The sequence below is a fragment of the Ideonella alba genome (assembly GCF_018069875.1).
Classification (GTDB): domain Bacteria; phylum Pseudomonadota; class Gammaproteobacteria; order Burkholderiales; family Burkholderiaceae_C; genus Ideonella; species Ideonella alba.
On sequence record NZ_JAGQDF010000005.1, the window covers coordinates 93728 to 112708 of the forward strand.

Consider the following 18981-nt stretch of genomic DNA (forward strand, 5'->3'; position numbering starts at 1 on the left):
GGTGCGGCGCAAGATCCCCTCCACCGCCGCGCTGGCCGCCTTCGAGGCCGCTGCGCGCCACCAGAGCTTCACCCGCGCGGCCGAGGAGCTGTCGGTCACGCAAAGCGCGGTGTGCCGGCAGATCGCCTCGCTGGAGGATTTCGTCGGCGTGCCGCTGTTTCGCCGCGGCCAGCGCGGCGTGCTGCTGACCGAGGCCGGGCGGCGCTACGCGCGCAGCGTGGCGGCGCGGCTGGATGCGGTGGAGCGCGACACGCTGGACCTGATGGCCCAGGCCGGGCAGGCCGCCGGTGGCGCGCTGGAATTGGCGGTGGTGCCCACCTTCGCCACCCAGTGGCTGCTGCCCCGGCTGGCGCGCTTCCAGGCGGCGCACCCGGGCATCACGCTGCACTTCACGCCGCGCACCCGGCCCTTCCTGTTCGACGACGAGTCACCCTTTGACGCGGCGATCCAGCCCGCCGAGTCGCCGTGGCCGGGCACGCAGGGCCTGGCCCTGCTGCCCGAGCACCTGGTGGCCGTGGCCGCGCCCGCGCTGCTGAAGGGCCGCCGCGTGCGCACGCCGGCCGAGGTGGCGGCGCTGCCGCTGCTGCAGGCCAGCACCCGGCCCGACGCCTGGCGCCAGTGGTTCGAGGCCCAGGGCCTGCAGGTGGAGCAGGCCATGGCCGGCGCGCGCATGGAGCTGTTCTCGATGCTGGCCGAGGCGGCGGCCCAGGGGCTGGGCGCAGCGCTGGTGCCACGGCTGTTGATCGAGACGGAACTGGCCTCTGGCCGCTTGCAGCAGTTGCTGCCTTTTGCGCTGGACAGCGGCCGGCGCTACCACCTGCTGTACCCGCCCCACAAGGCCGACCTGGCGCCGCTGCAGGCGCTGAGCGACTGGCTGGCACAGGAGGCCGCGGCCGCCCGGGTGTCTGCGACCTGAGGAGAGACGGAGATGACCAACAGCACCCGGGGCCACTGCCTGTGCGGCGCCGTGCAACTGCAGGCCATGCTGCCGGCGCGCTGGGTGGCCCATTGCCACTGCACGATGTGCCAGCGCGCGCACGGCGCCGGCGTGGTCACCTGGGCCGGCTTCGATGAGGCGGCGGTGCAGGTGGATGATGCGCAGGGTCAGCTGCGCTGGTATGCCTCCAGCCCCGAGGCGCGCCGCGCCCACTGCGGCCGTTGCGGCACGCCCATGCTGTTCGCCTCCAGCCGCTGGCCCGGCGAGCTGCACCTGGCACGTGCGCTGCTGGACGAGGCGCTGACCCAGCCGCCCACGGCCCATGTGTTCCATGACACCCATGTCGACTGGCTGGTGCTGGGCGATACGCTGCCGCGCCATGCGGCCACCGACAGCGACTGAGCACTACACTGGCCGCTCCACCGATGGAGGTCCGACGATGAAGCCGAGGCTGGTATCCGTGCTGCTGGCTGCCCTGCTGGGTACGCTGAGCAGCGGCCCTGTCGCCGCCCAGACCGCCGAGCCCGCCTGGACCGTCGCCGGCCGCCAGGGCCTGGTGCGCCAGGTGATCGTGCCCACGGCGCTGGCCAAGGACGAAGCCGCCTACCAGCGCCAGATCGCCCAGCTGTGCGGGGCCGACGAGACCTGCTTCCTGAACTTCTACACCAACAGCACCGGCGCCGAGGTGGCGCTGCCGCTGCCCGACGCCATCGCCAACGAGGCCACCGCCACCTGGCGCCGCTCGATGAAGAACGGCGCGCGGCTGTTCACCTGGAGCTGTCGGCTGCAGGTCCCGGACCGACCCTGTTTCTGAACGGGTGCCCGGTGCACATCGCCCGCCTCGCCGACCCTGCTGACCCGCGCTGGCTGGCCTTGCGCCGTGCGCTGTGGGATGACAGCCGCGTGGATGAGCACCTGGCCGAGATGGCCCAGCAGTGCGCCGACGCGGCACGCTACGCGACCTTCCTGGCCTGTGCCGAGGACGGCACGGCGCTGGGCATGGCCGAGGCGGCGCTGCGCCATGACTACGTCAACGGCACCGACAGCAGCCCGGTGCTGTTCCTGGAGGGCCTGTATGTGGCGCCTGCCGCGCGCCGCCAGGGCCTCGCACGGGCCCTGGTGGCCGCGGCGGCCGACTGGGGCCGGGCACGCGGCTGCACCGAAATGGCCTCGGACACACCGCTGGACAACACATTGAGCCAGACGGTGCACGCCCGCCTGGGCTTCACCGAGACCGAGCGACTGGTGTGCTTCGCGATGTCGCTGAACGCGCCGGGCTGATCAGGCCTTGTCGGCCGCGCTGGTGAAGCTGTCGGCGAAGAACTGCTCGGCGGGCAGCCCGCAGCGCCCGGTGAAGTCGCGTTGCGCGGCGTCCACCATCGCCGGCAGGCCGCAGGCGTAGACCTGGTGGCCGCTCAGGTCCGGGTGGTCGGCCATCACCGCCTGGTGGACCAGGCCGGTGCGGCCGCGCCAGTCGTCCTCAGGACGCGCCTCCGACAGCACCGGCACATAGCGCAGGCTGGGCATCTGCGCGGCCTGCGCCTCGGCCCAGTCGTGCAGGTACAGGTCACGCCGGCTGCGGCAGCCCCAGTACAGCGTGGCGGGGCGGGTGATGCCTTGCTGCTGCAGGCGCTCGATCAGCGCCTTGATCGGCGCCAGGCCGGTGCCCGAGGCCAGCAGGATGATCGGCGACGCCGAGTCCTCGCGCAGGAAGAAGCTGCCGAAGGGGCCTTCCATGCGCACGATGTCCTTCTCCTTCATCGTGCTGAACACCTGGTCGGTGAACAGGCCGCCGGGCAGGTGGCGCAGGTGCAGCTCGATGCTGGGCGGCGAGCCCAGGTTGTGCGGCGCGTTGGCCATCGAGTAGGCGCGGCGGCTGCCGTCACGCAGGATGAACTCGATGTACTGGCCCGCGTGGTAGCTGAAGGCCTGGTTGGCCGGCAACTGCACCCGCAGGCGCATCACATCGGGGGCGAGCCTGTCCATCGCCAGCACGCGGCCGGGCAGCTTGACCACCGGGTGCTCGCCGGCGCCGGTGACGCTGCGGGCTTCCACCACGCAGTCGGTCTGCGGCGTGGCGCAACAGGTCAGCACCAGACCTTGCTGCTCCTCGGCGGCGCTCAGCGCCTTCTCGGCATGGGCGCCATGGATCACACGGCCTTCCAGCAGGCGCGACTTGCAGGAGCCGCAGGCGCCGTCCTTGCAGCCATAGGGCAGGCCGATGCCGGCGCGGATCGCGGCGTTCAGGATGGGCTCGTCACGCGCCACGTCGAACTGGCGCTCAGAGGGCTTCAGGGTGATGCGAAAGGTCATGATCGGCCGGGCCACTACACTGCCGCGATTGTCCCCGATGCCCCGAAAGACCTGATGCCGCGCACGCTTGACCACCGCCCCTCGCTGCTGATCGTGGGCTGTGGCGATGTGGGCATGCGGGTGCTGCGCGTGCTGGGCCGGCACTGGCGAGTGCTGGCGCTGACCAGCCAGCCCGCGCGCCTGGCCGAGTTGCGTGCCGCGGGCGCGACGCCGCTGCTGGGCGACCTCGACCAGCCCGGCAGCCTCTGGCGCCTGGCCGGCCTGGCCGACGCGGTGCTGCACCTGGCGCCGCCGCCAGGCGCCGGCACCGAGGACCCGCGCACCCGCCACCTGCTGCAGGCCTTGTCGCGCTGCGGCCAGCGGCCGCGGGTGCTCGTCTATGGCAGCACCACCGGCGTCTATGGCGATGCCGGTGGGGCGCTGTTCGACGAAACCCGCCCCGTGGCGCCGGCCACCGACCGCGCCCGTCGCCGCGTGGCCGCCGAGCAGGCGCTGCGCGCGGCGGGCCGGCGCGGCTGGCGGGTGGTGTTGCTACGCATCCCGGGCATCCATGCGCCCGACCGCGCCGGGGGTTCAGCCATCGACCGCGTGCGCCAGGCCCGACCGCTGCTGCGCCCCGAGGACGATGTGTTCACCAACCACATCCACGCCGATGACCTGGCGCGCGCCTGCGTGGCGGCGCTGTGGCGCGGCGGGCCGCAGCGGGCCTACCACGTGACCGATGGCGTGGATTGCTTGATGGGCGAGTGGTACGACCAAGCGGCCGACCTGGCCGGCCTGCCGCGGCTGCCGCGCGTCACGCGCGAGGAGATGGCGCGCACCGCCTCGCCGATGAGCCTGAGCTTCATGGGCGAATCACGCCGGCTGCGCAACGAACGCATGCGCTGCGAGCTGGGGGTGGAGCCCCTGCACCAGACGCCTGTGTGAGGCATCCCCAGGGCTGCGTTTACCAGCGCCGACGGCCCGAGAACGGCGGCTGACCGCGCCAGTAGCGGATCATCAGCCAGGCGCCCAGCATGCCGCCCAGGTGGGCGAAGTGGGCCACGCCGGTGAAGCCCATCAGGCCCTGCAGCAGCTCCAGCCCGCCGAAGACCAGCACGAAGGTGCGCTGCTTCATCGGGATCGGCGGGAACAGCGGCATGATCGTGCGGTTCGGGAACAGCATGGCCGAGGCCAGCAGCAGGCCGTACAGACCGCCCGAGATGCCGATCGTCGGGCCCATGCTGCCCACCAGCGCCGTGATCAGCATCTGCGACAGCGCGGCCGTCAGCACCGACGCGGCGATGAACTGCAGGTAGCGGCGCTGGCCCCACAGGCGCTCGATCTCGGCGCCGAACATGTACATGCCCAGCATGTTGAAGAACAGGTGCAGCATGTCGCCGTGCAGGAAGGCATAGGTCACCACCTGCCAGGGCATGAAGTGGCCGCTGGCCAGCGGCCACAGGCCGAACCAGCCCGTCAGCGCGTAGCCGCCCAGCAGGAACTGCAGGCAGAAGATGGCGGTGCAGGCCAGCATCAGGGCCTTGGTGACGGGAGGCAGGGGTGGCATGGCGTCGGTGTTGCGGCGCTGGTGCCCATGGCCAGACTCGAACTGGCACGCCTTGCGGCGGCGGATTTTGAATCCGCTACGTCTACCGATTTCGTCACATGGGCGCATCGGGCCGGGGCCGGGGCCCCGGTGCTGCGAGGGCGCGATTATGGCACGGGGGGGTGCTGGCCTAGGGGGGAGTGGGCGGGCATCCGTGGGTCATCGGTTGGCAGGCGCTTGGGGCAGGGGCCCGACAGTGGGGCCACCCCTGGGCCCCGGCGCCAGGGGGGACTTCACCCTTTGCCGCCACCTTGCAGGAGCACCGCCATGACCACCCATGCCTCCCGCCGCCTGGCCCTGTGCCTGGCCGGCTTCGTCTCGGCCACCACGGCGTCCGCCGCCGATGTGTCCGACGCCCACCGCAGCATCAGCAGCGACGGCACGCCCGCCCTGGCCAGCAGCAGCACCGCCGCCCCGGCGGCCGGTTTCCGCGGGCGCCTGGCGCCCGGCCTGGCGCCCGACGCCGAGGCCGAATTCCCCGCCGAGCGCTACTCGGCCGCGGAGATGGCCGACTTCGCCGCCCGCTACCGTCCGATGGTGGCTCCGGGCGCGCGCGGCGATGATCAGCTGGCACCCGAATCGGTGTTGGGCGCTGACCGCCGTTTTCGCGTCTACCCGTCCGAGTCCGGCTACCCCTACCGCGCGGTGGGCCTGCTGACCTTCAACCAGGGCACCGGCAGCTACACCTGCACCGGCTGGCTGATCAGTGCCGACACGGTGGCCACGGCCGGCCACTGCGTGCACTCCGGCGGCACCGGCGGCGTGTGGTCGAACACCATGCGTTTCTATCCGGGTCGCAACGCCGCCAGCGCGCCCTATGGCTCGTGCACCGCCAAGCGCCTGAGCTCGGTGGCCGGCTGGACCAAGAACGCCGATGAGAACTACGACTACGGCTCCGTCAAGCTCAACTGCACCGTGGGCAACACCACCGGCTGGCTGGGGCGCTGGTGGACCACCGGCAGCCAGGCCAACCTGCCGATCGCGATCGTCGGCTACCCGGGCGACAAGCCCAGTGCCACGCAATGGGGCGGCGCCGGCCGGATCGCGGCGTCCGAGTCGCGCAAGACCCGCTACTTCCTGGACACCGCCGGCGGCCAGAGCGGCGCCCCGGTGATCCAGGCCGACGGCACCGGCCCGGGCGGCTGCGAGGGCGACTGCGGCATTGCCATCCATGCCTACGGCGCTGACAGCCTGGGCCGCAACAGCGCCACCCGCATCACCGAAGCCGTCAACACCAACTTGCAGAACTGGATCAACACGCCCTGACAAGCGACCCCCGGCGGGCGAGGTGCTCAGGGGCGACGTGATAATCGGCCACCGTCGCGCCTGATCGCCCCGCCATGCCCACCTACCTGACCCTGGAAGACGCCATCGGCCGCACGCCGCTGGTGCGCCTGCAGCGCCTGCCCGGCGCCGAGATCGCCGCGCGCGGCAATGTCATCCTGGGCAAGCTCGAGGGCAACAACCCGGCCGGCTCGGTCAAGGACCGGCCGGCGATCAACATGATCCGCCAGGCCGAGGCGCGCGGCGAGATCCGCCCCGGCGACACGCTGATCGAAGCCACCTCGGGCAACACCGGCATCGCATTGGCGATGGCCGCGGCGATCAAGGGCTACCGCATGGTGCTGATCATGCCGGAGGACCTGTCGATCGAACGCGCCCAGACGATGAAGGCCTTCGGCGCCGAGCTGATCCTGACGCCCAAGTCCGGCGGCATGGAGCTGGCCCGCGACCTGGCCGAGCAGATGCAGCAGGCCGGCAAGGGCCGCATGCTCGACCAGTTCGCCAACGCCGACAACCCGGCGGTGCACTACGACACCACCGGCCCCGAGATCTGGGCCGACACCGACGGCCAGATCACCCACTTCGTCAGCGCGATGGGCACCACCGGCACGATCACCGGCGTCTCGCGCTTCCTGAAAGAGAAGAACCCGGCGGTGCGCATCGTGGGTGCACAGCCGTCCGAAGGGTCGCGCATCCCCGGCATCCGCAAGTGGCCCGAGGCCTACCTGCCGAAGATCTACGACCCGACCGCGGTGGACGAGCTGGTCTACGTCAGCCAGTCCGATGCCGAGGACATGGCGCGCCGCCTGGCCGCGGAAGAGGGCCTGTTCGCGGGCATTTCGGCGGCGGGCGCCTGCTGGGTGGCGCTGCAGCTGGCGCGCACGCTGGAGAACGCGACCATCGTCTTCATCGTCTGCGACCGTGGCGACCGCTACCTCTCGACCGGCGTGTTTCCCGCATGAGCGAGCCCTGGCGCTTCTGCCCGCAGTGCGCCGCGCCGCTGGCGCTGCGCCTGGCCGACGAGGACGGCGGACCGAAGGAGCGCCTGCGCTGCACCGCCTGCGACTTCACGCACTGGAACAACCCCACGCCGGTGCTCGCGGCGGTGGTGGAATGCACCGACCGCGACGGCCGCATCCTGCTGGCGCGCAACGCCGCCTGGAGCGGGCGCATGTTCGCGCTGATCACCGGCTTCATGGAGGCGGGTGAAAGCGCCGAGGAAGGCATTGCCCGCGAGGTGGCGGAAGAGACCGCGCTGACGGTGGACCGCGTCGAGCTGATCGGCGTCTGGGACTTCCAGCGCATGAACCAGGTGATCATCGCCTTTCATGTGCAGGCGCACGGCGATATCCGGCTGTCGCCCGAATTGGCCGAGTACAAGCTGTTCGCACCCCAGGACGTGGTCTGCTGGCCGGCCGGCACCGGCCATGCGATGGCCCAGTGGCTGCGCGGGCGGGGCCTCGAGCCGCGCTATTTCCAGCCCGGCGAACAGCCGGCGCGTTGAGGCCTAGAATCGGCGCTACAGGAGTGACACCCGCCATGGACGCCCAGAAGGAAATCGACACCCGCGGTCTGAACTGCCCGCTGCCCATCCTGAAAGCCAAGAAGGCGCTGTCCGAGATGTCCAGCGGCGACCTGCTGAAGGTGGTGGCCACCGACCCCGGGTCGATGCGCGACTTCCAGGCCTTCGCGCGCCAGACCGGCAACGAGCTGGTCGAGCAGACCGCGCAGGGCGAGGAATTCATCCACCTGCTGCGGCGCCGCTGAGCGGCCACCGCCCCCAAGAACACCAAGGGCCTGCGCGTGCAGGCCCTTTGTCATGGTGGGGGGCGGATCAGAGCGACAGCGCCTTCAGGTAGGCGCGGAAGCCCGGACCCAGCTGCGGGTGCGCCAGCGCCAGCTCGACATTGGCCTCCAGGAAGCCTTCCTTGCTGCCGCAGTCGTAGCGGCGGCCTTCATAGCGGTAGGCGAACACCTTCTCGCGGCGCATCAGCGCGGCGATGCCGTCGGTCAGCTGGATCTCGCCGCCCACGCCCCGCGGCAGGTTGGCGATCTCGCGGAAGATGCCCGGCGTCAGGATGTAGCGGCCGGCCACGCCCAGGCGCGAGGGCGCGTTCTCGGGCGCCGGCTTCTCGACGATGTGGGTCAGGTCCATCAGCCGCTCGTTGATGGGCGTGCCGGCGGCGATGCCGTAGCGGCGGGTGTGCTCGGCCGGCACTTCCTGCACCGCCAGGATCGAGGCCTGCCACTCGGCGAACTGGTCGACCATCTGCTTCATGATCGAGGGCTCGCCCACCATCAGGTCGTCGGCCAGCAGCACCGCGAAGGGCTCATTGACCACCACCGATTGCGCACACAGCACCGCGTGGCCCAGGCCCAGGGCCTTGGGCTGGCGGATGTAGATGCACTCCATGTCGTCCGGCTTGATCGAGTGCACCAGCGCCAGCAGTTCGCGCTTGTTGCCCGCTTCCAGTTCGTGCTCCAGCTCGAAGGCGGTGTCGAAGTGGTCCGGGATGGCGCGCTTGTTGCGGCCATTGACGAAGATCATCTGCCGGATGCCGGCCGAATAGGCTTCCTCCACCGCGTACTGGATCAGCGGCTTGTCGACCACCGGCAGCATTTCCTTGGGGTTGGCCTTGGTGGCCGGCAGGAAACGCGTGCCCAGACCGGCGACGGGAAAGACGGCTTTGTTGACGCGCATGGGTGCAGTGGGGGAGAGCAGGGATGTCATGGCATTCTTGCATGCAGGAATCGCGCCCAGCGTGACAGAACGCGGACGAACACCCCCCAGACTGCCCCCCGTTGAGGTGACGCTGGCGCTGGCTCAGGCCGCCGGCAGCTTGGTCAGTTGCTCGCGCAGACGGGCCAGGGTCTGGCCGAAATCGGCCAGGCGCTGGCGTTCCTGGGCCACCACCGCCTCCGGAGCGCGGGCGACGAAGCTCTCGTTGCCCAGCTTGGCCTCGGCCTTGGTGATCTCGCCCTCCAGCCGCGCGATCTCCTTGCCCAGGCGGGCCCGCTCGGCCGCGACATCGATTTCCACCTTCAGCGCCATCCGCGCCGCGCCCTGCACCGCCACCGGCGCGGCGGCGCTGGCCTCGGCGAAGGCGGCGTCGTCCAGCAACTGCACGTCGGCCAGCTTGGCCAGGGCCTTGAGCACCGGCGCAGCCTGGCCGAAGAACTCGGCATCGCCATTGACCAGCAGCGGCACCCGCTCGGCCGGCGACAGGCCCATCTCGCCGCGCAGCGAGCGGCAGGTCCCCACCAGGGTCTTCAGGCGCGCCATCCAGGCATCGGCCGCCGCATCGATGCGCTCGGGCTGGGCCACCGGGTAGGCAGCGCTGGCCACGGTGTCGGCGCTCTTGCGGCCGGCCACCGGCGCCACCACGTCCCAGAGCTCGGCGGTGATGAAGGGCGCCACCGGGTGCAGCAGGCGCAGCACGGTCTCCAGCGTGCGGATCAGCGTGCGGCGGGTGGCGCGCTGTTCGGCCTCGCTGCCGTTCTGGATCTGCACCTTGGCGATCTCCAGGTACCAGTCGCAGAACTCGTCCCAGACGAACTGGTAGATCGCGTTGGCCACGTTGTCCAGCCGGTACTCGGCGAAGCCCTGGGCCACCGCGGCTTCGACCCGCTGCAGCTCGCTGCTGATCCAGCGGTCGGCGGCGCTGAAGCGCATGTAGCCGTGGGCCTTGCCGCCGGGTTCGCACTCGGCCTTGGTGTGCTCCATCAGCCCGCAGTCCTGGCCTTCGCAGTTCATCAGCACGAACTTGCTGGCGTTCCAGAGCTTGTTGCAGAAGTTGCGGTAGCCCTCGCAGCGCTTGCTGTCGAAGTTCACCGAGCGGCCCAGCGTGGCCATGGCGGCGAAGGTGAAGCGCAGCGCATCGGCGCCGTAGCCGGGGATGCCCTCGGGGAATTCCTTCTCGGTGGCCTTGCGCACCTTGGGCGCGGTCTCGGGCTTGCGCAGGCCCTGGGTGCGCTTGTCCAGCAGCGCGGGCAGGTCGATGCCGTCGATCAGGTCCACCGGGTCCAGCACATTGCCCTCGGACTTGCTCATCTTCTTGCCGTGCGCGTCCAGCACCAGGCCGTGGATGTAGACGTGGCGGAACGGCACCTGCCCGGTGAAGTGCCTGGTCATCATGATCATCCGGGCGACCCAGAAGAAGATGATGTCGTAGCCGGTGACCAGCACGCTGCTGGGCAGGAACAGGTCCTGCTCAACGGTCCTGGCCGGCCAGCCGAGGGTGGAGAAGGGCACCAGCGCGCTGGAGTACCAGGTGTCGAGCACGTCCTCGTCGCGGGTGAGCGCGCCGCTGTAGCCGGCGGCCGTGGCCTTCGCTCGGGCTTCATCCTCGCTGCGCGCCACGAACAGCTCGCCGCCCGCGCCGTACCAGGCCGGGATCTGATGGCCCCACCACAGCTGGCGGCTGATGCACCAGTCCTGGATGTTCTTCATCCACTGGTTGTAGGTGTTGACCCAGTTCTCGGGGACGAAGGTCACATCGCCGGATTCAACGGCCTCGATCGCCTCCTCGGCGATGCTCTTGCCGTTGGCGCCGGCCTTGGTCATGGCGACGAACCACTGGTCGGTCAGCATGGGTTCGATCACCTGGCCGGTGCGGGCGCAGCGCGGCACCATCAGCTTGTGCTTCTTGACCTCGACCAGCAGGCCCTCGGCCTCGAGCTGGGCGACGATGGCCTTGCGCGCGGCGAAGCGGTCCTGGCCGACATAGACGGCCGGGATGTCGGTGGCTTCATGGGCGCTGACCTGGGCGGCCAGGTCGAAGATGGTCAGCATCGGCAGGCCATGGCGCAGGCCCACCTGGTAGTCGTTCTGGTCGTGCGCGGGCGTGACCTTGACCACGCCGGTGCCGAAGGCCTTGTCCACGTAGGCGTCGGCGATCACCGGCACCCGGCGGCCAGTGATCGGCAGGCGCACCTGGCGGCCGATCAGGTGGGTGTAGCGCTCGTCCTCGGGGTGGACCATCACCGCGGTGTCGCCCAGCATCGTTTCCGGCCGGGTGGTGGCCACCACCAGCGACTCGTCGCTGCCCTCGATGGGGTAGCGGATGTGCCAAAGCGAGCCGTCTTCCTCCTCGCTCTCGACCTCGAGGTCGGACACCGCGGACTTGAGCACCGGGTCCCAGCTGACCAGGCGCTTGCCGCGGTAGATCAGGCCTTCCTCGTAGAGGCGCACGAAGGTCTCGGTGACCACGCTGGACAGCTTCTCGTCCATCGTGAAGTACTCGTGCTCCCAGCTCACCGAGTCGCCCATGCGGCGCATCTGGCGGGTGATGGTGGAGCCTGACTGCTCCTTCCATTCCCACACCTGGGCGACGAAGTTCTTGCGGCCCAGGTCATGGCGGCTGAGCTTCTTCTCCTGCAGCTGGCGCTCCACCACGATCTGCGTGGCGATGCCGGCATGGTCGGTGCCCGGCACCCACAGGGTGTTGAAGCCCCTCATGCGGTGGTAGCGTGTCAACGAGTCCATGATGGTCTGGTTGAACGCATGGCCCATGTGCAGCGTGCCGGTCACGTTGGGCGGCGGCAGCTGGATGCAGAACGAAGGACGCGACGCGTCCAGCGTCGGCCGGTAGACGCCGCTTTGCTCCCACAGCGGGGCCCATCGGGCTTCGATGTCTCGGGGTTCGAAGGACTTGGCGAGTTCGGTCATGGCGGGGGACACTGGAAGCGGACGGTGGCCACGGCAACGCCTGGACACCATTTGGATGTCAACGCAGGGGCCACGCGGGGAGTTGCTGGGATTGTAGGCGGTGGTCGCCCAGGCACAGGAGATGCAGATGAGGATGAACGAGCTGTGGCGCCGGGGTCGCGCCGGTCTGGGGGCTGCCGCGGCGGGCCTGGTGCTGGCAGCCTGTGGCGGCGGGGGGGGCGGCGATGGCGGCCCGCCGCCGCCGCTGAGCTGCTCGGTGACCGACCAGAAGATCTGGCTGGCCGATTACATGTCCGACTGGTACTTCTGGTACGCGATCAGTCCGCGCCCCGACCCGGCCAGCTACGCCAGCGTCGAATCCCTGTTCGATGCGCTGCTGTTCCCCGGCAACGCCACCTTCCCTGCCGACCGCTGGAGCTACGCCACGCCGACGGTCGACTACCAGCGCTTCTTCGGCGACGGCCAGACCCTGGGCTTCGGCGTGATGGTGGCGGGCCTGGAGGTGTCTGGCCACCCCGACTGGCCGCTGTATGTGCGCTACATCGAACCCGGCTCGCCGGCCGCCAGCGCCGGCGTGCTGCGTGGCGATGAGATCCTGCGCATCAACGGCCGGGCGGTGTCCGATCTGATCGCCGCCAACGACTTCTCGGCGCTGTCCGCCACGGCCACCGGCCAGTCGCTGACGATGCTGCTGGACAACGGTGTGTCGCAGCGCACCGTCACGCTGACGTCTCGTGTCTACGATCTGGTGCCGGTGACCAACGCCAGCGTGATGAGCACGCCGGGCGGCCGCACGGTCGGCTACCTGCAGCTCAAGGACATGGTCAGCCAGGCCGAGCGTCCCTTCGACACCGCCTTCGCGCAGTTCCGCGCCGCCGGGGTGCAGGACGTGGTGATCGACCTGCGCTACAACGGTGGCGGCCTGGTCTCCACCTCAGGGCGGCTGGCCTCGTATGTGTCGGCGCCGCGCACCGCGGGCCAGACCTACTCGAAGCTGCTCTACAACGACCGTCACGCGTCCAGCAACCAGGTCTTCGCCTTCGGCAATCCGGCCAACGCGCTGGGCCTCTCAAGGGTCTACCTGCTGATCGGGCAGCGCACCTGCTCGGCCAGCGAGCAGCTGATCAATGCGCTGCGCCCCTTCGTGCAGGTGGTCACGGTGGGCGACACCAGCTGCGGCAAGCCGGTCGGCTTCCTGCCGCAGGACGATGGCTGCGGCACCACCTGGAGCGTGGTGAACTTCGAATCGGTCAACTCGCGCAACGAAGGCCGCTACTTCGATGGCTTCGATGCCACCTGCGCGGTGGCCGAGGATTACGGCCAGCCGCTGGGCACCGCCACCGAGCCGCTGCTGGCCACGGCCATGGACCACGCCGACACCGGCGCCTGCCCGGTGGCCCTGGGCGCCAAGGCGCCCGGCCGCGCCCGCGCCCTGGCGCTGCGCCCGCTGGCCGAGCGGCCGCACTGGCTGGAGCCGGGTGACCGGCGCGGCATGATCGGACGCTGATCAGCCCAGGAAATCACGCAGCAGCCCGGCCAGTGCCGTGGGCTGCTCGTGGTGCAGCATGTGCCCGCAGGGCGAGAGCCGCTCGCGGCGCAGCTGTGGCACCACGGCGATGCGCTGGTCGAACTCGGCCAGGCTGTAGCGCTGCCCCCACCACAGCGACAGGTCGGTCAGGTCGCCGTCCACCCACAGCACCGGGGCGCTGATGCGGCGCCACGCCGCCAGCACCTCTTCCACCCGGTAGAGCAGCGGGTTGATGCGCTTGTGCGCCGGGTCGCCCAGGATGTGCCAGCGGCCTGCGGCATCCGGCTGCGCCCACTGGCGCGCCAGCCAGGCCGCCTTGTCCTCGGGCAGGCGCGGGTTGGTCTGGCGCAGGCGCGCGGCCACGGCCTCGGCGCTGTCGTAGCTGCGCAGCGGGGCCGCCTCGGCCAGTTCGTCCAGCCACTTGGCCAGGCGGCGCGGGGCCTCGTCGGGCTCGCTGCGCGGCAGGCCGAAGCCTTCCAGGTTGACCAGGCGGCGGATGCGCGTGGGCCGCACACCGGCGTAGTGCATCACCACGTTGCCGCCCATGCTGTGGCCCAGCAGGTCGACCGGTTGCGCGCGGGCGTCCAGGCCGTCGAGCCGGCCGTCCAGCAGCGCGTCCAGGTCGGCCAGGTAGTCGGGGAACCAGTAGTGGTCGGTGGGCGGCACGCGGGTGTGGCCGTAGCCGCGCCAGTCCAGCGCCAGCACCCAGCGCGTCTGGCCCTCCAGTGCGGCCAGCGCGTCGACCATGAACTGGAACGAGGCGCCGACATCCATGTAGCCGTGGCACAGCAGCAGCGGCGGCCGCTCCGGGGTCGCCATCGAGGCATCGCCCCAGACGGTCAGGTGGTAGTCCAGCCCGCGCAGCGGTACGAACAGCGAACGGCCGGCGCGGCGCGGCAGGTAGGCGTCAGTCATGGCTGGATGGTAGGGGCGCTGCGCCGCCCGCGCTGGCGCACGGGTGACAGAATCCCGCGCATGACTGCAAGCCACCACCTGCGCCCGGCGGCGCCTGCCGATGTGCCGGCGATCGTCGGCCTGATCCGCGAACTGGCCGAGTTCGAGCAGCTCTCGCACCTGGTTGAGACCACGCCCGAGCGTCTGCACCCGCACCTCTTCGGCGAGCGACCGGTGGCCGAGTGCCTGGTCGCCGAGATGGGCGGCGCGGTGGTGGGCTTCGCGCTGTTCTTCACCAACTTCTCCACCTTCCGCTGCCGGCCGGGCCTGTACCTGGAAGACCTGTATGTGCAGCCCGCGCACCGCCGCGCCGGCATCGGCCGCGCGCTGTTGAAGGCGGTCGGGCGGCTGGCCGCGCAGCGCGGCTGCGGGCGCTTTGAATGGTCGGTGCTGGATTGGAATGCCAACGCGATCGCGATGTACCAGGCCATGGGCGCGACGGTGCTGCCCGACTGGCGCATCTGCCGCGTCAGCGGCGAGGACCTGGCGTCCTGGTGATCAGCCGCGGCCGCGGTCCCAGCGCGGCAGGGTCAGCGTGAAGCAGCTGCCTTGGCCAGGCTCGGAGCGCGCCGTCAGGCGGCCGCCCATCTGTTCAGCATAGCTCTTGCAGATGCTCAGGCCCAGGCCGTGGCCCTTGATGCGGCTGCGCTCCGAGCCCAGGCGGTTGAAGGGCTCGAACAGCTGGGGCAACAGCTCCGCGGCGATGCCGATACCGTTGTCCTCCACCTCGATCCAGGCGTCATGCTCGTCATGGCCGCAGCGCAGGCGCACCGCGCCGCCATGGCGGCCGTACTTGATGGCGTTGGACAGCAGGTTGATCAGGATCTCGCGCACCCGCCGCGCATCGGCGCGCACGCGCGGGGCCTCGCCCACGTCGCTGTCGATGCGCATGTCCAGCGCCTGCGCCTCGGCCCGGTTGAGCGCGACCGCGGCGTGCACCTCGTCGGCCAGCGTCACCGCCACCATGTCGAGCTTCAGCTGGCCGCTCTCGGCGCGGTTGATGTCCAGCACTTCCTCGACCAGTCCCAGCAGGTCGGCGCCGGCGGCGCGGATGTGCGCCAGGTAGGGGCGGTGTTCGGCCGGCAGGTGGTCCAGGTCGGCCGTCAACAACTGGGCGAAGCCCATGATGGCGTTCAGGGGCGTGCGCAGCTCATGGCTCACGCGGGACAGCGTCTGGGCGCGTGCCTGGCTGCGCGTCTCGGCGTCGCGCTGCCGGGACTCCGCCGCCTGGCGGGCCTGCTCGGCCTCGCGGGCCTGCACCTGCGCCGTCAGGTCGATCAGCGAGCAGATCAGCGCCACGCCACGCACCGCGGCCTCTGCGTTGTCGACGCGCCGAAGCACGATGCGCGCCACCCGGGCTCCGCCGTTGCCGGGCTTCAGGGCCTGCTCTTCCAGCGTGGCCTCGCCCTGCGTGCGCGCATGGGCCAGCGCGTTGACCCAGCGCAGGTCGGCGTCACGGCCCTCCAGCAGACGGCGCAGCATCAACGGCGCCCGGGGCAGCGGGCGTGACAAGCCCAGGTAGTCCACCGCGCTGCCGTTGGCCTCGACCACCGTGCCCACGTCGCTGAGCAGCAGCACCGGCACCGGCAGCGCCTCGAAGAGGCTGGCGAACCAGGCCAGGGCCTGCTCGGTGGCCGCCTGCTGCTCACGCAACTCCTCCAGGTGCTGCGACAGTTCACGCTGGTAGCGCTGCACCGTGCCGGGCAGCGTGTCGGGCTCCTGGCTCACCAGGTGCGGGCGGACTGTCACGGCGCGGCCTCGGCAGGCTGGCCGGGCAGCCGGAAATGCGTGACCACCAGGCCGCCGCCCCGGGTCGGGAAGGGCCGCGCATGCATGGCGAACCAGCGCAGCTCGCTCGGGCCGTGGCAGTCGTAGACCTGACGGTACTCGGGCTGCCGGCCGGCCATCACCTCCTGCAGCCCGGTCAGCGTGGCGCGGGCCAGCGGGTGGCCGGAGCGCGCCAGCACCGCCAGGTAGTTGGCGCCCACCGCCACCATCGGTGAATGCTCGCCGCCATTGGCGCGCGCAAAGTCGCTCCAGGCCCGGTTGACACGTCGGATCGTGCCCTGCGGATCAAGCACCGCGATGTGCTCGGGCAGGGAATCGATCAGGTCCTGCAGCAGCGAGGCGTCACGCACCCGGGTGATGTCGATGAAGGTGACCACCGCACGCCGCGGCCGCCCCGGCAGGTGCGAGTAGCCGACCATGCTGGCCATGAAGCGGGTGTCGTGGGGACCGTCGACCATGCGCTCGATCGGTGTGTCCTGGTGCAGCGCCTGGCGCAGGTCGGCGCTCAGGCCCGGGTAGTCGAGCAGCGAGTTGAAGTCCTCGATCGAGCGGCCCAGGTCGCTCTGGCGCAGCCGGAACAGCATCGCCGCTTCCGGCGTGAAGCGCACCAGGCACAGCGCCTGGTCGACGAAGATGGTGGCCAGTCCGGTGGCCTGGGCCATGCCCTCCAGGTCAGCGTTCAGCGCATTCAGCGCATCGAGCTTGGCATTGAACTCGGCGTTGACCGTGTAGAGCTCCTCGTTGACCGATTGCAACTCTTCATTGGTGGACTGCAACTCCTCGTTCGAGGACATCAACTCCTCGTTGGTGGACTGCAGCTCTTCATTGGAGGACTCGAGCGCCTCGATGGTCGCCTGCAGGCTCTGGCGGGTGGCGCTGAGTTCCTGCTCGAGCGCGCTGACGGTGTCGACTGGCCGGGTCTCGACGCCGTCCGCCACCTCGGGCAGCGCGAGCTCCTCGATCGAGACCAGCACGCCGTCCAGCGCATGGCCCGCATCCAGCGGCTGGGCGTGCACCACCAGGCGATGGGCGACGCCGTCGATGTCGAGCTGCACCGGCGCCGAGCGATGCGCCTGCCGATCGGCCTGCACCAGGTGCTGCAGGTGCAGGACCACCGGTCCCAGGCGCTCGGGCAGCATGCGCATCACGTCGAGCGAGCCCTCGCCCTCGGGCATGCGCAGGTAGCGCCGCGTCGGGCCCCAGGCATGGATCAGTTCGCGCTGCGCGGAGATCAGCAGGCTGGCCGGCAGCCAGGCGGACATCAGCTGGTGCAGCCCCTGGTCGATCAGGCTGCGGGCGTGGGACGGCGTGGGGCCGGCATGCTGCGGCCGCGCCACCCGCGCGCTGCTGGCAAAGGCGTCGCGCAGCGCCGAGGCGGTGGCCACCGGGCGCTCCAGGCGGTAGATCTTGTGCAGGCCGTCCAGGGTGGAGAATTCAGCCTGGATCGGTCCGAGCGACTCGCTCGCCCCCAGGAACAGCGTGCCGCCGGGCAGCAGGGCGTACTGCAGACGGCGCAGCAGGCGCTCCTGCGCCGCGGTCTGGAAATAGATCAGGGTGTTGCGGCAGGCCACCAGGTCCATGCGCGTGAACGGGGCGTCGTCGAGCAGGTTGTGGCGGGCGAACAGCACCAGCTGGCGCAGCTCGGGCCGCACCATCCACAGCTCGCCCTGGCGCACGAAGAAGCGCTCCAGGCGCTCCTGCCCCAGCACCTCGGCGGTGATGGCGGGGTAGCGGCCCTGGGTGGCGATGTCCAGCACCTGCGGATCGACGTCGGTGCCGAACACCTTGATGGAGGCGCTCACCCCCAGGCGCTCGGCCGTTTCGACGCAGGCCATCGCCAGCGAGTAGGCCTCCTCGCCCGAGGCGCAGCCGGCACACCACAGCCGGATCGGCTGGCCGCGGCGCTCCAGCAGCAGCGGCTCCAGCACCTGGCGGCTCAGCGCGTCAAAGGCGGACGCATCGCGGAAGAAGCTGGTCACCGGGATCAGCAACTCGCGGCGCAGGCGCTCGCGCTCCTCGCTGGACTTCTCCAGCTGGTCGGCGTAGTCGCTGGCGTTGGCGGCGCGTGTGACCAGCAGGCGGCGCTCCAGCCGGCGCAGCACGGTGGGCAGCTTGTACACGCTGAAGTCGATGCGGCCATGCTCCAGCAGCAGGTCGAAGATGCGCTGCAGTGCCGGGCGCAGCTGGCGCGAGGCCAGCAGGTCGCCCTGGCCCATCCGGGCCGATTCGCCACGCACGATCTCCTGCGCCAGCTCGGCCAGGGCGGCAGGTGGCAGCGCCGCATCGACCGCGGTGCTGGCCATCACGCTGCGCGGCATGCTGTCGAACTTGGCGCTGTCGGGGGCCTGCACCAGCACATAGCCACCAGCGCGGCGCAGTGCGTCGGCGCCCACGCTGCCGTCGGAACCCGAGCCCGACAGCACCACCGCCACCACCCGCTCGGGCGCAGGCTGTGTCAGCGACAACAGGAAGTGATCGATCGGCAGGGCCAGGCCCTGCGCCGGACGGGGTTCGAGGTGCAGGGTGTCGGCGGCCAGCGACATCGACACACCGGGGGGCATCAGGTAGACCTGGTTCGGCGCCAGCGCCATGCCGTCCTGGGCGGTGCACACCGGCAGCGCGGTGTGCCGCGCCAGCAGCTCGGCCATCAGCGACTTGTGGTCCGGGGCCAGGTGCTGGATGACGACGAAGGCGGCGCCCGCCGGGTGCCGAAGCGCGGCGAAGAACTGCTGCAGGGCTTCCAGCCCGCCGGCGGAGGCGCCGATGGCCACCACCCACGGCGGGTGCGGCGGCAGGCTGCTGGGGTCAGGGGAATCGTCCACGGGTGCGAACCGTCAAGGCGAAGGGCACAGGTCAGTGGACGGCATGTTCCCCACAGTGCTTTGCCCAGGTCAAGGTCGGGTGTCAACCTGGCCACACAC

General features: G+C 70.7%; 18 protein-coding genes and 1 tRNA gene. 11 read left to right on the forward strand and 8 right to left on the reverse strand.

Going from position 1 to position 18981, the window contains the following annotated elements; all coding sequences use genetic code 11:
- Nucleotide 1 precedes the first annotated feature (1 nt).
- From KAK07_RS09980 to aac(6'), 4 genes are read left to right on the forward strand one after another with little or no spacing between them, the layout of a single operon-like run.
- On the forward strand, nt 2-916 hold the full coding sequence (locus tag KAK07_RS09980; protein ID WP_210860552.1) for a LysR substrate-binding domain-containing protein: 915 nt from the start codon (nt 2-4) through the stop codon (nt 914-916).
- A 12-nt stretch (nt 917-928) separates the two neighbouring features.
- Nucleotides 929-1339, forward strand: coding sequence for a GFA family protein (locus KAK07_RS09985; RefSeq protein ID WP_210855506.1), 411 nt, complete (start codon nt 929-931; stop codon nt 1337-1339).
- Between the two features lie 37 nt (nt 1340-1376).
- Complete coding sequence (locus KAK07_RS09990; protein WP_210860554.1) at nt 1377-1751, forward strand: hypothetical protein; 375 nt, start codon at nt 1377-1379, stop codon at nt 1749-1751.
- A gap of 17 nt (nt 1752-1768) precedes the next feature.
- Nucleotides 1769-2218 (forward strand): aminoglycoside 6'-N-acetyltransferase, encoded by a 450-nt coding sequence (aac(6'), locus tag KAK07_RS09995; RefSeq protein ID WP_375141224.1) that lies wholly within the window; start codon nt 1769-1771, stop codon nt 2216-2218.
- On the opposite strand, the gene KAK07_RS10000 is transcribed toward aac(6'), so the two are convergent.
- Nucleotides 2219-3250 (reverse strand): CDP-6-deoxy-delta-3,4-glucoseen reductase, encoded by a 1032-nt coding sequence (locus KAK07_RS10000; protein WP_210860558.1) that lies wholly within the window; start codon nt 3248-3250, stop codon nt 2219-2221. It lies immediately after the preceding gene.
- Between the two features lie 54 nt (nt 3251-3304).
- Between KAK07_RS10000 and KAK07_RS10005 the strand changes: the two genes are divergently transcribed.
- Complete coding sequence (locus tag KAK07_RS10005; protein ID WP_210860560.1) at nt 3305-4177, forward strand: SDR family oxidoreductase; 873 nt, start codon at nt 3305-3307, stop codon at nt 4175-4177.
- A 19-nt stretch (nt 4178-4196) separates the two neighbouring features.
- On the opposite strand, the gene KAK07_RS10010 is transcribed toward KAK07_RS10005, so the two are convergent.
- A complete protein-coding gene (locus tag KAK07_RS10010; protein WP_210860562.1) occupies nt 4197-4799 on the reverse strand; it encodes a rhomboid family intramembrane serine protease in 603 nt (200 codons plus the stop codon).
- Between the two features lie 19 nt (nt 4800-4818).
- Nucleotides 4819-4903, reverse strand: a tRNA-Leu gene (locus tag KAK07_RS10015).
- A gap of 202 nt (nt 4904-5105) precedes the next feature.
- Here KAK07_RS10015 and KAK07_RS10020 point away from each other — a divergent pair.
- From KAK07_RS10020 to KAK07_RS10035, 4 genes are all read left to right on the forward strand, one after another.
- Entirely contained in the window at nt 5106-6104 is a 999-nt protein-coding gene (locus KAK07_RS10020; RefSeq protein ID WP_210860565.1) for a trypsin-like serine peptidase, read from the forward strand.
- Between the two features lie 74 nt (nt 6105-6178).
- Nucleotides 6179-7084 (forward strand): cysteine synthase CysM, encoded by a 906-nt coding sequence (gene cysM, locus KAK07_RS10025; protein ID WP_210855522.1) that lies wholly within the window; start codon nt 6179-6181, stop codon nt 7082-7084.
- The gene (locus tag KAK07_RS10030) at nt 7081-7626 is read left to right on the forward strand and encodes an NUDIX hydrolase (protein WP_210860567.1); all 546 of its coding nucleotides are present in this window, start codon (nt 7081-7083) and stop codon (nt 7624-7626) included. The genes cysM and KAK07_RS10030 overlap by 4 nt, the downstream gene beginning before the upstream one ends.
- A 35-nt stretch (nt 7627-7661) precedes the next feature.
- A complete protein-coding gene (locus KAK07_RS10035) occupies nt 7662-7889 on the forward strand; it encodes a sulfurtransferase TusA family protein (RefSeq protein ID WP_210801477.1) in 228 nt (75 codons plus the stop codon).
- Between the two features lie 67 nt (nt 7890-7956).
- On the opposite strand, the gene galU is transcribed toward KAK07_RS10035, so the two are convergent.
- Both galU and KAK07_RS10045 read right to left on the reverse strand, forming a co-directional pair.
- Nucleotides 7957-8823 (reverse strand): UTP--glucose-1-phosphate uridylyltransferase GalU, encoded by an 867-nt coding sequence (gene galU / locus KAK07_RS10040; RefSeq protein WP_210855526.1) that lies wholly within the window; start codon nt 8821-8823, stop codon nt 7957-7959.
- 123 nt (nt 8824-8946) lie between these two features.
- Entirely contained in the window at nt 8947-11790 is a 2844-nt protein-coding gene (locus KAK07_RS10045) for a valine--tRNA ligase (protein ID WP_210860569.1), read from the reverse strand.
- Nucleotides 11791-11917: 127 nt separating this feature from the next.
- On the opposite strand from KAK07_RS10045, the gene KAK07_RS10050 reads away from it, so the two are divergent.
- The gene (locus KAK07_RS10050; RefSeq protein WP_247664317.1) at nt 11918-13297 is read left to right on the forward strand and encodes a S41 family peptidase; all 1380 of its coding nucleotides are present in this window, start codon (nt 11918-11920) and stop codon (nt 13295-13297) included.
- Here the strand turns inward: KAK07_RS10050 and KAK07_RS10055 are convergent, their stop codons facing one another.
- Nucleotides 13298-14233: an alpha/beta fold hydrolase gene (locus KAK07_RS10055; RefSeq protein ID WP_210860572.1), complete on the reverse strand. Its 936-nt coding sequence runs from the start codon at nt 14231-14233 to the stop codon at nt 13298-13300.
- Nucleotides 14234-14293: 60 nt separating this feature from the next.
- On the opposite strand from KAK07_RS10055, the gene KAK07_RS10060 reads away from it, so the two are divergent.
- Nucleotides 14294-14770 (forward strand): GNAT family N-acetyltransferase, encoded by a 477-nt coding sequence (locus tag KAK07_RS10060; RefSeq protein ID WP_210855534.1) that lies wholly within the window; start codon nt 14294-14296, stop codon nt 14768-14770.
- Here KAK07_RS10060 and KAK07_RS25605 read toward each other — a convergent pair whose 3' ends face one another.
- Together KAK07_RS25605 and KAK07_RS10070 are read right to left on the reverse strand one after the other, a co-directional pair.
- Nucleotides 14771-16021 (reverse strand): PAS domain-containing sensor histidine kinase, encoded by a 1251-nt coding sequence (locus KAK07_RS25605; protein WP_210860574.1) that lies wholly within the window; start codon nt 16019-16021, stop codon nt 14771-14773.
- Entirely contained in the window at nt 16018-18882 is a 2865-nt protein-coding gene (locus tag KAK07_RS10070) for a chemotaxis protein CheB (RefSeq protein WP_210860576.1), read from the reverse strand. The genes KAK07_RS25605 and KAK07_RS10070 overlap by 4 nt, the downstream gene beginning before the upstream one ends.
- Between the last annotated feature and the right edge of the window lie 99 nt (nt 18883-18981).